The sequence below is a fragment of the Klebsiella sp. 28 genome, assembly GCF_018223905.1.
Classification (GTDB): Bacteria; Pseudomonadota; Gammaproteobacteria; order Enterobacterales; family Enterobacteriaceae; genus Klebsiella; species Klebsiella pneumoniae.
The window spans coordinates 22647-35695 of record NZ_JAGRQY010000032.1 but is presented as its reverse complement, the minus strand read 5'-3'; the positions used below and the strand labels follow the sequence as shown (position 1 = coordinate 35695).

Below are 13049 nucleotides of genomic sequence, written 5' to 3'. Positions count from 1 at the left end.
TGCTCACCCACCTTGAGCCCCTGAGCTCGCTGTTTATCCCGGTAGATAATATTCATGGCCGCACCGCTAAAGCGGCGCTGCAGCAGATGGACCAGCAGCTGCAGGCCGGTGGGGTGCTGATCTTCTTCCCGGCGGGGGAAGTCTCCCGCCTCACCCGTCGCGGCATCCGCGATAAAAAATGGCACTCCGGCTTTATTAAGCTGGCGGCAAAATATCGCGCCCCGCTGCTGCCGGCGTGGATTAACGCCCGCAACAGCGCCCTGTTTTACGCCAGCACGCTGATATCAGACAACCTGCCGCTGCTCCTGCTGATGCAGCAGATGTTTCGCCGGCGCAACAGCAGCCTGCCGGTGCGTATCGGCCAGCAGATCCCCTGGTCGAACTGGTTCGATGCGCAGTCCAGCGCTCGCGAGCTTACCGGCCGCTGCTATCAGCACCTTGAACAGCTGCGCAAAGGGCTGCCGGGGCGGTTTAAAACCGAAAGCGCCATCGCCCGTCCGGAAGACCGGGCGCTGCTCAAACGCGAACTGCACAAGGCCGAATGCCTGGGCCGCACCGCCGATGGCAAAGTGATTTACCTCTGGCAGCGCAACGGCCAGGAGGACGCGCCGCTGCTGCGCGAGCTGGGACGCCTGCGGGAAATCGCCTTCCGCGCGGTCGGGGAAGGCAGCGGCAAACGGCGGGATATCGACGGGTATGACGACGACTATCTGCATCTGATCCTGTGGGATGAAGAAGACCTCGAGATCGTCGGCGCTTACCGCTTTATGCCGACGGCCATCCAGCTGGCAAAGCGCGGCCTGGAGGGGATCTACAGTTACAGTCTGTTCCATTACGACGGGCGGATGGACGATGTCCTGCAGCACGGCATTGAGCTGGGGCGCAGCTTTATCCAGCCGCGCTACTGGGGGCGTCGCGGGCTGGACTACCTGTGGTCCGGCATCGGCGCTTATCTGGCGCGCTATCCGCACTATCGCTATCTGTTTGGTCCGGTGTCGATTTCTGGCGGATTGCCGCCCGCCGCCCGCGATCTGCTGGTGGCATTCTACCGGCTGTGGTTCCCGGCGACGCATCCGCTGGCGGAGTCGCGTCGACCTTATCCGGCGTCGCTGCCCGACGTGCTGGCGCAGTTTGGCGGGGAGGATTACAACGACGACCTGGCCCGGCTGAAGTCCCTGCTCGGCAACCTCGGCTGCGCGATCCCCCCGCTGTATAAGCAGTACTCGGAAGTGTGCGAGCCGGGCGGCGTGCAGTTTATCGATTTCGGCAGCGACCCGGATTTCAACAACTGCGTGGATGGTCTGGTGCTGGTGGATCTCACCTACCTGAAGGCCAATCGCTACCAGCGCTATATTGGCGCGCATCTGGGTGCGCAAAAATCGGCATAAACGCTTTTTCCCGGCTTGCGGCGCGTTGCGCCTTAGCCGGGCTACCGTTTCCGACGGTTCGGTAGTCCGGAAAAGGCAAGTCAGGCGACGCCTCCGGGAAGCAGCGGGCAATGCAGCATCCGCCTTTCTCCGCGGCTTGCGGCTGATGCCTTAACCGGCCACAAGCCTTACCCCGCCCGGTAATACGGCTTATCGCCGAGGATCGTCGCCCGGTGCATGATCCGCCGCTGCGGCAGATAGTCGGCGTTGGCGTAATGCTGGGTCACCCGGTTATCCCAGATAGCGACATCGTTCGGCTGCCAGCGCCAGCGCACCTGAAACTCCGGTTTAGTGACATGAGCAAACAGGAAGTTCAGCAGCGCTGCGCTCTCTTTCTCACTCACCTCGACAATTCGCGTGGTAAAGCCTTCATTAACGAACAGCGCCTGCTTGCCGGTCACCGGGTGGGTACGTACTACCGGGTGCAGCAGCGGCGGATGCTTCGCCACCGCTTCCTGCCAGCGCCGATGCTCGGCTTCGGTCTTGTTGTACTTATACTCCTGGAACGATTTGCGGAAATCGTGTTCGGCATGCAGGCCGCTCAGCAGCTGCCGGAAGGGTTCTGACAGCGCTTCCCAGGCGGCGATGCCGCTGGTCCACAGGGTGTCCCCGCCGGTCGTCGGCAGCTCTTTCGCCGCCAGAATGGCGCCGGCGGGCGGCGTGTCGATAAAGGTGACATCGGTATGCCAGTTGTCATTATCCGGCGGATTATCGTTGTGGGTATCGAGGACGATAATCTCCTCCACCCCTGGGGCGTGAGGGTAGACCGGATGGATATGCAGGTCGCCAAAACGCAGCGCCAGATCGCGCTGTTGCGCCGGGGTGATATTCTGCTCGCGCAGGAATACCACCTGATGACGCAGCACCGCGTGATACAGCTGTTCAAACTGGTTGTCGCTCAGCGGACGGGTTAAATCTGCCCCGCTCACCTGCGCGCCAATATAGGGCCCCAGCGGGGTAATGCTCAGACGTTCACTCATTGTACTTCTCCATGCCAGGGCGTCAGGCGCCGCTGCAGCGCGCGCAGACCCAGTTCCAGTAAAAAGGCGATAATGGCAATCACCGCGATCCCCGCCAGCACCACATCGGTGGCGAGAAACTCGCCGGCAGACTGCACCATAAATCCTAATCCGCGGGTGGCGGCGATCAGCTCAGCGGCCACCAGCGTTGACCAGCCCACCCCGAGACCAATGCGCAGCCCGGTGAGGATCTCCGGCAGCGCGCCGGGCAGGATCACCAGCCACAGCACCTGCGCCCGGCTGGCGCCAAGCGAACGGGCGGCGCGAATCCGCACCTGCTGCGCGCTTTTTACCCCTGCCAGCGCCGACATGGCTACCGGCGCGAAAATCGCCAGGTAGATCAGCAGGATCTTCGAGGTTTCACCGATGCCAAACCAGATCACCATCAGCGGTAAGTAGGCCAGCGGCGGCACCGGACGATAGAGTTCGATCAGCGGGTCGAGGATCCCGCGCACCGTCGAGTTGAGCCCCATGGCGATCCCCACCGGTACGCCAATAAGCACTGCCGCCAACAGGGCGATAACGATCCGCGTCAGACTCGCCGCCAGGTGCTGCCAGAGCGTCGCATCCATAAAGCCCTGCGGCCCGGCGATGGTGATAAGCTTCTGCAGCACCTGGCCCGGCGGCGGCAGAAACAGCGGACTAATCAGCTGCAACGCCGCGACCGCCCACCAGACGGCCAGCAGCACCGCCAGGGTCGCCACGCTGAGGGTGAGCTCACGGGAGAGCGGCCAGCGCCACTTCAGCGTCGACTGACGCGGTTTGTCGTTCAGTACCACGCTCATGAGAAAGCCTCCCGTTGGTCAAACACCCGGCTCAGAATGTATTCCCGCTGTACAATAAAGCGCGGGTCGGATTTGATGCTGCGGCAGGATTCGCCCGCGACAAAGCGACGGCTGAAATCAAGTCGCAGCCTCTCCACCACCCGTCCCGGCCCCGGCGACAGCAGCACCAGCTCGGTCGCCATGAAGATGGCCTCTTCAATATCATGGGTGATCAGCAGCACCTGTTTGCCGGTCTCATGCCACAGTTTCAGCAGCAGCGTCTGCATCTGCTCGCGGGTAAAGGCGTCAAGCGCGCCGAAGGGCTCATCCAGCAGCAACAGCTGCGGATTCGCCGCCAGCGCCCGGGCGATGCCCACCCGCTGGCGTTGACCGCCGGACAGTTGCCAGATAAAGCGCTTTTCCGCCCCTTCGAGCCCCACCTTCTTCAGCATCTGCGCCGCCGCTTGCCGGCGCTGCGCTTTATCCACGCCCGCCAGCTGGAGGCCCAGCGCCACGTTATCCTGCACATTGCGCCACGGCAGCAGACCTTCATTCTGGAAGACCACCCCGCGCTCTGCGCCCGGCCCGGTCACCCGCTGACCTTCGAGGGTGATGCTGCCGTGCTGATAGGGCACGAATCCGGCAATCAGGTTCAGCAGGGTAGTTTTACCGCAGCCCGAAGGCCCCAGCACCACCAACAGCTCCCCACTCTCCAGCGTCAGGTTGATATCCGCCAGCGCCGGTTTACCGCCGTAGTCGGCGGAAAGATGCGAGATTTGCAGCATCGCCGCCTCCTTTACTTCACAAAGCGGTCAGTAACGTACTGACGATAATCGGTTCCCGCCGCAGGCACTTTGCCCTGCTCTTTCAGGAAGCGCGCGGTATCGACGATGGCCTGATTGACCGGCCCGTTCAGCGCCTGCGCCTGCTCAGCGGCGGTGAGATAGGTATTGCCCTTCACCAGCCCGGGGACATCGGCTTCCGACACGCCGCTCAGGCGCGCCAGCTTGCTGATGTTGTCCGGCTGTTTCAGCCATGCCTCCGGGTTGGCGATGTAGGGCTGCTGGGCGTCGATGGCGCTTTTAGCAAACGCTTTGACGATCTCCGGATGCTGCTCGGCGAAGTCCTTACGGACCACCCAGACGTCAAGGGTCGGCGCGCCCCACTCCCCAACCTGAGAAGAATCGGTCAGCACCTTGCCCTCTTTTTCCAGTTCGTTAACCGCTGGCGCCCAGACGTAAGCGCCATCGATATCCCCGCGCTGCCAGGCGGCGATAATCGCCGGCGGCTGCAGGTTAATAATCTGTACCTGGCCCGGCTTGATGCCCCAGTGTTTGAGCGCCGACAGCAGGCTGTAGTGGGTGGTGGAGATAAACGGCACGGCGATGCGCTTGCCGATCAGATCTTCCGGTTTGGTAATGCTTTTCTTCACCACCAGCGCTTCGGAGTTGCCGAGCTTTGAGGCAAGCAGGAACACTTCAATCGGCACCTGCTGGCTGGCGGCCACCGCCAACGGGCTGGAGCCAATATTACCGATCTGCACATCGCCGGAGGCCAGGGCGCGTACCACGCTGGCGCCGCTGTCAAATTTCCGCCAGTCGACGGTCGCCCCGCTGGTTTTGGCGAAGGTGTTGTCCGCCTGGGCGACTTTCGCCGGCTCAGCGGAGGTTTGATACGCCACGGTAACGTTGACCGCCTGCGCCTGGAAGGCGGCAACAGCCAGCGCCGCCAGAAGAGTAATTCGCGATGTGAATGCCATAATGTCTGCTTCCCCTGAGTTGTTATAGGTGCAGTATTTCCGGCATCAGGATGGAGATGAAGTAATTAAAAATTCTGGCTAATAGCGAATCGTTTTTAGAACAAAAGCGGGAAAGGATAGTTGGTTTTGTGCGGTGAGTTAGTGGCAGATGGTTGGCGCCGGGTGGCGACTACGCCTTACCCAGCATCCGGTTCGCGCAATATGTAGGCCGGGTAAGCGCAGCGCCACCCGGCAAAAATTTAGCGCTTCGCGTTAAGCGCGGCGATGTCCTTCGGCGTGGTGCGGCAGCAGCCGCCGATCAGCTTCGCCCCGGCCGCCAGCCACTGCGGCAGATAATCCGCCAGGCTGGCGCAGGCTTCGCCATGATGGTGCCAGGTCTTGCTCACCGCATCATAATGTTCGCCGGAGTTAGGATAGACCACCAGCGGCAGGGCCGTCAGGCTGTGCAAATGCGCCAGCGCCGCGGGCGTATTTTCCAGCGCGATACAGTTGATCCCCACCGCCACCACCTGCGGGTTATCCGCCAGGGCGGCCATCACCTCGCGCAGCGGCGTGCCGTCGCTGAGATGTTCGGCGTCGCGCAGCGTGAAGGAGTACCAGGCGCGGGCGCGGGGATACTCCTGCAGCAGGGCCGCCAGGGCCTGGATCTCAGCGAATGACGGCAGGGTTTCACAGGCCAGCAGGTCGGCGCCGGCATCCAGCAGCGCTTCGACGCGCGGGCGGTGGAAGGCCTGGAACTCTGCCGCGCTGCGCTGATAATCGCCGCGATACTCCGAGCCGTCGGCGAGAAACGCGCCATACGGCCCCACCGAACCGGCCACCAGCAGCGTACCGGCCTGCGGGTTCTCGGCGAGGTACGCCTCGCGCGCTTTGCGCGCCAGCTCGACGCTTTTGCCGATTAGCGCCCGGGACTGCGCCTCATCCAGCCCGCGCGCGGCAAAGCCCGCCGGAGTGGCCTGATAGCTGGCGGTGATCGCCACCTGCGCCCCGGCGCGAAAGTAGTCAAGATGCACATCGCGGATCAGCTGCGGGTTCTCCAGCAGCACTTTCGCTGACCACAGGCTGTCGGCCAGATCGCAGCCGCGGGCCTCCAGCTCGGTGGCCATGGCGCCGTCCAGCAGCACGAAAGGCTGGGCGGCAAGCAGGGCGGTAAACGGATTAGTCTGCGACATGTTGGGGCTCCTGAGTCATATTCCGTGAACGAGTAAGATACCAGGCACCATAGCACAGGGCCACAAAGGGGATCCCGCACCACAGCGCAATTCTCTGGCTCGGGTCAAAAGCGAGGCCCACGCAGGCCACCAGGCACAGCACAAAGCCCAGAACGGGCACCACCGGATACCAGGGAGCGCGATACTGCAGATCGCTCAGCGCCTTACCCTGCTGCAGATGGCGGCGGCGGAACATAAAGTGCGAGGCGCAGATGCTCAACCACACCGCCACCACCGCAAAACCGGAGATCGCCGACAGCGCGACAAACACCGTATCTGGCGCCACCACGCTGGAGAACAGCGCCAGCACGCCGCCCAGCATACTCACCGACAGGGCGGTCACCGGCACGCCCCGTTTATTGACTTTGGCAAAGCAGGCCGGCAGCGTCTTCTCGTTCGATAGCGACCAGAGCATCCGCCCCGAAGCGTACAGGCCGGAGTTAGCCGCCGACAGGATCGCCGTCAGGATCACGAAGTTGAACATGTCCGCCGCATAAGGGATGCCCACCTTCTCAAACACCAGCACGAAGGGGCTTTTCTCCACTCCCGCCTGCTGCATCGGGATCAGCGCCGCCAGCACAAACACGGTGCCGATAAAGAAAATAATCAGCCGGGCGATGGTGGTGCGGATGGCAACCGGAATAACCTTATGCGGGTTTTCCGTCTCTCCGGCGGCAATGCCGATAAGCTCCGTCCCGGAGAAGGCGAAGTTCACCGCCACCATGGTCATCAGGATCGGCAGGCCGCCGTGCGGGAACCAGCCTTCGGCGGTGATATTGCGCAGGCCCGGCGCCGGGGAGCCATCCTGCATCGGAATGATGCCGAAAATGGCCGCGCCGCCGAGAATAATAAACGCGACGATGGTGATCACTTTCACCAGCGAGAACCAGAACTCGCCTTCGGCGAAGAAGCGCGTCGAAATGATGTTAAGGCCGAAGATCACTGCGCAGAACACCACGCACCAGATCCAGACCGGCACCTGCGGGAACCAGTACTGCATGCAGAATCCCGCCGCGGTGAAGCTCGACCCCAGCGCCACCGTCCACGTTAACCAGTAGAGCCACGCCACGGTATAGCCCGTCGCCGGGCCAAGATAGCGCGCCGCGTAAACGTGGAAGGCGCCGGTCTCTGGCATCGCCACCGACAGTTCGCCAAGGCACTGCATCACCAGCCAGACCACCAGGGCGCCAATCAGATACGCCAGCAGCGTCCCGGCCGCGCCGGTGGTGGAGATGATATAGCCGGTATTAAAGAATAAGCCGGTGCCAATCACGCCGCCGAGCGACAGCATGATCAGATGGCGCGTTTTCATGGTGCGCTTCAGCTGCCCACCTTGTTGTTGTGTTGTGCTTTGCATTTTATTTTCTCACGCCAGCCCGCTTGCCCGGGTCATGATGCGTATAAACGTATAGACATCTAAACATCCAAAAGAAGAAGTGTTATACCGTGCCGCCGCTGAAAAAGCAAAGCCGCTGCACCAGGGTGCGCGCCGACAGCGTGCAGCCTGCCCCATTTTTGCGCAGCGCCAGCGGGCGCGCCACGGACTGACGCCTTATCGCGGCAGACAACGTTCTGGCACTCTCTTTGCAGCCTGTCGTTCAGCACCTTTCTATCTGGCGAGGCAATACGTATGACAGAGCACACCACCACCTTAAAAAGAACGCTCGGCAGTTTTCGTTTATGGGGGATCGCCGTCGGACTGGTGATATCCGGGGAGTACTTCGGCTGGAGCTACGGCTGGTCGCAGGCGGGCACGATGGGGTTTATGGTCGTCGCCCTGGCGGTCGCCGCCATGTACTGCGCCTTTATTTTCAGCTTTACCGAGCTGACCACCGCCATCCCGCACGCTGGCGGCCCTTTCGCCTACGCCTACCGCGCCTTCGGGCCCACCGGCGGCTTTATCGCTGGTTTTGCCACCCTGATTGAATTCGTCTTCGCCCCGCCGGCCATCGCCATGGCCATCGGGGCCTACCTCAACGTGCAGTTTCCGGCGCTGGATCCGAAATGGGTCGCCTGCGGCGCCTACGTGATCTTTATGACGCTCAATATTCTCGGCGTCGGCATCGCCGCCACCTTCGAGCTGATCGTCACCCTGCTGGCCATCTTCGAGCTGCTGGTGTTCATGGGCGTGGTCGCCCCCGGCTTCTCCTGGAGCCACTTCACCACTAACGGCTGGGCGGGCGCGGACAGCTTCAGCGGCCTGGCGCTGCCGGGGATGTTCGCCGCCATTCCGTTCGCCATCTGGTTCTTCCTCGCCATTGAGGGGGCCTCCATGGCGGCCGAAGAGGCCAAAGATCCGCAGCGCACCATTCCCCGCGCCCTGGGCGGCGGCATTCTGACGCTGACGGTGCTGGCGATCGGCGTGATGGTCTTCGCCGGCGGCGTCGGCGACTGGCGCGCGCTGTCCAATATTAACGATCCGCTGCCCCAGGCGATGAAGACGGTGGTGGGCAACGGCAGCGGCTGGCTGCATATGCTGGTGTGGCTGGGGCTGTTTGGCCTCGTCGCCTCCTTCCACGGCATCATTATGGGCTACTCGCGGCAGATCTACTCCCTCGCCCGCGCCGGCTATCTGCCCGCCGGGCTGGCCTCCCTCAACCGCCGCACCCGCACCCCGCATCTGGCAATCCTCGCCGGGGGCGTGGTGGGGATCGCCGCGATCTTCTCCGACTCGCTGATCACCATCAGCGGCATGCCGCTGACCGCCTGCATCGTCACCATGTCGGTATTTGGGGCTATTGTTATGTATATCACTTCCATGGCGGCGCTGTTCAAACTGCGCCGTAGCGAGCCGAAGCTGATCCGTCCGTTCCGCGCCCCGCTCTATCCGCTGGCGCCGGCCTTTGCCCTCGGCATGGCGGTGCTCTGCCTGGTGGCGATGGTCTGGTATAACCTGCTGCTGGCGCTGATTTTCGCGGCGATGATGCTCGGCGGCTACCTGTGGTTCCGCAAAACCGCAGCGGCCCGTGAACGGGCGCCAGTGGATCCTCAACTGCGCACGGTCTCCTGAGGAGGCGGCATGTATAAAACCACGCTATCGGGCCAGGTATGGCGCTTTGATAGTCTGAAAACGTTGATGGCGAAAGCGTCGCCGGCCCGCTCCGGCGACGCCCTCGCAGGGGTTATTGCCACCTCAGCCGAAGAGCGGATGGCGGCGAAAATGGCCCTCGCCGAGGTGCCGCTGACCGACATTCTCGATAACCCGCTTATCCCTTACGAGCAGGACGAAGTGACTCGCCTGATCCTCGACACCCATGATGCGCAGGGCTTTGCCGCCCTGCGTCACCTGACGGTCGGCGATTTTCGCGACTGGCTGCTGGATGATGCTACCGATACCGCCACGCTGCAGCGGGTCGCCCGCGCCATCACCCCAGAGATGGCGGCGGCGGTCAGTAAGCTGATGCGCAATCAGGATCTGATCCTTGCCGCCTGCAAATGCCAGGTGGTGACGCGCTTTCGCAACACCATCGGCCTGCCCGGCCACCTCAGCGTACGCCTGCAGCCCAACCATCCTACCGACGACCTGAAAGGCATCGCCGCCAGTATGCTCGACGGGCTGCTGTACGGCGCCGGGGACGCGGTGATCGGCATCAACCCGGCCAGCGACAGCTTACCGGTGCTGGCGCAGCTGAACGTGATGCTGGACGATATTATCCAGCGCTTCGCCATTCCCACCCAGTCCTGCATTCTGACCCATGTCACCAATACGCTGCAGCTGATTGAGCGCGGCGCGCCGGTGGATCTGGTGTTTCAGTCGGTGGCGGGAACCGAAGCGGCCAACAGCGGCTTCGGCATCAACCTTGCCATGCTGCAGGAGGCCCGCGAGGCGGCCCTCAGCCTCAGGCGCGGTACCCTCGGCAACAATGTGATGTATTTTGAGACCGGCCAGGGGAGCTGCCTGTCGGCCAACGCCCACCACGGCGTCGACCAGCAGACCTGCGAGGCGCGGGCTTACGCCGTCGCCCGCCACTTTGAACCGCTACTGGTCAATACCGTGGTCGGTTTTATCGGTCCGGAGTATCTCTACGACGGCAAGCAGATTATTCGCGCCGGGCTGGAGGATCATTTCTGCGGCAAGCTGATGGGCCTGCCGATCGGCTGCGACGTCTGCTATACCAACCACGCGGAAGCGGATCAGGATGATATGGACACCCTGCTGACCTTGCTGTGCGCCGCCGGGCTCACCTTCCTGATCGGCGTGCCCGGAGCGGACGATATCATGCTCAATTACCAGAGCACCTCGTTCCATGACGCGCTGTACGCCCGTCGTCTGCTGGGCTTAAAGCATGCCCCGGAGTTCGCCGACTGGCTGGCGAAGATGCAGATTATCGATCCGCACGGCGCGCTGCGGCTCACCGACGCCCGCCATCCGCTGCTGTCCGTCCTGCCGCAAGGAGCCTCCGTATGAACCGTCCCGATGCCTGGAACCCGCTGCGTGAATTTACCGATGCGCGGATCGCCCTGGGGCGCAGCGGCGCCAGTCTGCCGACCCGCGAAGTCCTCAACTTTGGTCTGGCCCATGCCAGAGCGCGGGATGCCATTCATCAGCCGTTCGCCAGCCAACAATTGGTGGCGCCGCTGGCGGCGCTCGGCCTCGAGGCCCTGACGGTGCACAGCGCCGCGCCGGACCGTCATACCTATCTGCGGCGCCCGGATCTCGGGCGGCAGCTCGCCGATGAGAGTCGCGCCGACCTCGCCGCCAGCGGCGTCCGCCCCGCCGACCTGCTGCTGGTGATCGGCGACGGCCTCTCTTCCTGGGCGGTAGAGCGCCAGGCGGTGCCGTTGATCCGCGCCCTGCTGCCCTATCTGCGGACGCTGGGTATCGGCCTGGCGCCGGTGGTGCTGGCGCATCAGTCGCGGGTGGCGCTGGGGGATGATATTGGCGAAACCCTGAAAGCCCGCGCGGTGGCGATCCTGATTGGCGAACGACCGGGTCTCTCCTCGCCGGACAGCCTCGGCGTCTACCTCACCTGGCAGCCTCATCGTCAGCGCCTGGAGTCTGAGCGCAACTGTATCTCCAATATTCGGCCGGAGGGATTAAGCCATGACGCCGCCGCCTTTAAACTGGCCTGGCTGCTGGAGCAGGCTTTTTTGCGCCGGCTTACCGGGGTGGGTCTGAAAGATGAAAGCGATAATCCGGCGCTGCATGGTAAAATAAAACCGTTGCCCCCTTTAAAATAATAAGTCACGCGAGCAGCAGAATAGATTTTTAATATTATCTTGTGCACCTGACTTTATATTCCGCCGCGTGCTGAAATTGCCCGGCGGCGCTTCGCTGGTACGGGTCTACGGAAGCCGTGCCAGCGGTTTATATGGCTTATTTTTCAGGCCGGGTAAGGCGCCAGTCGCCCCCCGGCAAAATGCTTTCACCGTACCAAAAACCGTGTTGTCGCCAGCCTTATGCCCTTCCCTGCAGGTAATAAGAATATTGCATGAGTAAAAACGAAACGGACGTTGTAAGGTAAATCAGCGCATTAAAAATACCCGTCATACTTCAAGTTGCATGTGCGTTGGCTGTGTTCTCTCCCCCAGTCACTTACTTCTGTAAGCGTCTGGGGACTCGCTTACTTGCCGCCTTCATGCGACTCGAATTATTTAGGGTATATATCTCGTTATCTATTCAACATAACAGCCAATAATTCGCCGGATACGCTGGCGCATTATTCCTCAATGTTATGCAGTCATTGATGGTTAAAGATAAATAATCGACCGACGGAGAAATACCAATGAAATCGTTTTCCGGGAAAGCGTCTTTAATGGCCACACTGGTTGCCGCGCTGGTCGGCGCCAGCAGCGCGCAGGCAGCGGAAATTAAAATCGGGGTGGTATTACCCCTGAGCGGCGCCCTCAGCGGCTATGGCCAGCCGTCGCAGAAGGGGCTGGACATTATTCAGGCCATCACCCCAACGTTAAAAAATGGCGATACCATCAAGCTTATCGTTATCGATGATAAAAGCGACAAAGTCGAAGCGGCCAACGCCATGCAGCGCCTGGTCTCCAGCGATAAAGTGGATGCCGTGATCGGGGAAGTCACCTCCTCCAACACCCTGGCGATGACCAAAATCGCCGACGACAGCAAAACGCCGCTGGTCTCCTCCACCGCCACCAACGACCGCGTCACCCGCAACCATCCCTACGTCAGCCGGGTCTGCTTCTCGGACAGCTTCCAGGGGGTGGTCGGGGCCAATCTGGCCTCCCGCGATCTGAAAGCCAAAACCGCCGCCATCGTGTTTGACAGCAGCAACGACTACTCCGTCGGCCTGGCGAAAGCGTTCCGCACCCAGTTCCTGAAAAACGGCGGCACCATTCCCATCGAGGTCCAGGCCCCGGGCGGCAGCAAGGACTTTAAAGCCCAGCTGGCGAGCGTCAAGGCGAAGAATGTCGACATGATTTACATGCCGATCTACTACACCGAAGGGGCGCTGATTGCCGTGCAGTCTAAACAGCTGGGGCTCAACAAACCGGTGGTGGGCGGCGACGGTCTGGCCGCGGATCAGGTCTTCTTCGATGTCGGTAAAGACGCGGTCAACGGCTATATGACCACCGATTACTACTCGCCGAACGCCAAAGAGCAGACCCCGGCGGGGGAAACCTTCATCAAAGCCTGGGAAGCCAAATACCAGCAGCCGACCCATACCTGGGGCGCAATGGCGGCGGACGCCTATAACGTCATCGTCAACGCCATGAACCAGTGCAGCGATCCCCACGATCGGGTCTGCGTGAATGAAAAAATCCGCGCCACCAAAGATTTCCAGGGCGTGACCGGCACGCTGACGTTACAGAACGGCGACGCCATTCGCAGCGCGGTCATCAACGAAGTGAAAGATGGCAAGCTGGCGTTTCGTACCGTGGTTAACCCTTAAGTTGTG

At 61.9% G+C, this 13049-nt stretch carries 13 protein-coding genes; 5 read left to right on the top strand and 8 right to left on the bottom strand.

The features are described 5' to 3' along the window. Positions 1–1388, top strand: a 1388-nt coding sequence (locus KHQ28_RS06470; RefSeq protein ID WP_211777575.1) for a GNAT family N-acyltransferase, incomplete at its 5' end; no start/stop codon positions are given. A gap of 167 nt (positions 1389–1555) precedes the next feature. Here the strand turns inward: KHQ28_RS06470 and tauD are convergent. The 7 genes from tauD to KHQ28_RS06435 form a co-directional block, all read right to left on the bottom strand. Continuing rightward, on the bottom strand, positions 1556–2407 hold the full coding sequence (gene tauD / locus KHQ28_RS06465; protein WP_004147277.1) for a taurine dioxygenase: 852 nt from the start codon (positions 2405–2407) through the stop codon (positions 1556–1558). Next, the gene (gene tauC, locus KHQ28_RS06460) at positions 2404–3231 is read right to left on the bottom strand and encodes a taurine ABC transporter permease TauC (RefSeq protein ID WP_002890196.1); all 828 of its coding nucleotides are present in this window, start codon (positions 3229–3231) and stop codon (positions 2404–2406) included. Before tauC ends, tauD begins: the two co-directional genes overlap by 4 nt. Continuing rightward, a complete protein-coding gene (gene tauB / locus KHQ28_RS06455; RefSeq protein ID WP_031588357.1) occupies positions 3228–3995 on the bottom strand; it encodes a taurine ABC transporter ATP-binding subunit in 768 nt (255 codons plus the stop codon). Before tauB ends, tauC begins: the two co-directional genes overlap by 4 nt. An 11-nt stretch (positions 3996–4006) precedes the next feature. Next, positions 4007–4969 carry a taurine ABC transporter substrate-binding protein gene (gene tauA / locus KHQ28_RS06450; protein ID WP_032419362.1) on the bottom strand — a complete coding sequence of 321 codons (963 nt, stop codon included), beginning with the start codon at positions 4967–4969 and terminating at the stop codon, positions 4007–4009. A 239-nt stretch (positions 4970–5208) separates the two neighbouring features. Continuing rightward, positions 5209–6141 carry a homocysteine S-methyltransferase gene (mmuM, locus tag KHQ28_RS06445; RefSeq protein ID WP_004144601.1) on the bottom strand — a complete coding sequence of 311 codons (933 nt, stop codon included), beginning with the start codon at positions 6139–6141 and terminating at the stop codon, positions 5209–5211. Further along, positions 6128–7537: an S-methylmethionine permease gene (mmuP, locus tag KHQ28_RS06440; protein WP_002890161.1), complete on the bottom strand. Its 1410-nt coding sequence runs from the start codon at positions 7535–7537 to the stop codon at positions 6128–6130. Before mmuP ends, mmuM begins: the two co-directional genes overlap by 14 nt. An 82-nt stretch (positions 7538–7619) precedes the next feature. Beyond that, the gene (locus KHQ28_RS06435) at positions 7620–7748 is read right to left on the bottom strand and encodes a hypothetical protein (RefSeq protein ID WP_072143245.1); all 129 of its coding nucleotides are present in this window, start codon (positions 7746–7748) and stop codon (positions 7620–7622) included. 62 nt (positions 7749–7810) lie between these two features. On the opposite strand from KHQ28_RS06435, the gene eat reads away from it, so the two are divergent. From eat to eutC, 3 genes are read left to right on the top strand one after another with little or no spacing between them, the layout of a single operon-like run. After that, complete coding sequence (gene eat / locus KHQ28_RS06430) at positions 7811–9190, top strand: ethanolamine permease (protein WP_004177284.1); 1380 nt, start codon at positions 7811–7813, stop codon at positions 9188–9190. 9 nt (positions 9191–9199) lie between these two features. Continuing rightward, positions 9200–10588 carry an ethanolamine ammonia-lyase subunit EutB gene (locus tag KHQ28_RS06425; RefSeq protein ID WP_032419363.1) on the top strand — a complete coding sequence of 463 codons (1389 nt, stop codon included), beginning with the start codon at positions 9200–9202 and terminating at the stop codon, positions 10586–10588. Next, positions 10585–11361, top strand: coding sequence for an ethanolamine ammonia-lyase subunit EutC (gene eutC, locus KHQ28_RS06420; protein ID WP_004147268.1), 777 nt, complete (start codon positions 10585–10587; stop codon positions 11359–11361). The genes KHQ28_RS06425 and eutC overlap by 4 nt, the downstream gene beginning before the upstream one ends. 439 nt (positions 11362–11800) lie before the next feature. Here eutC and KHQ28_RS06415 read toward each other — a convergent pair whose 3' ends face one another. Further along, entirely contained in the window at positions 11801–11944 is a 144-nt protein-coding gene (locus KHQ28_RS06415) for a hypothetical protein (protein WP_004144596.1), read from the bottom strand. Here KHQ28_RS06415 and KHQ28_RS06410 point away from each other — a divergent pair. Then, positions 11937–13043, top strand: coding sequence for an ABC transporter substrate-binding protein (locus tag KHQ28_RS06410; protein WP_004147267.1), 1107 nt, complete (start codon positions 11937–11939; stop codon positions 13041–13043). The two genes, KHQ28_RS06415 and KHQ28_RS06410, sit on opposite strands and share 8 nt — an antisense overlap. The last annotated feature ends 6 nt before the right edge of the window (positions 13044–13049 follow it).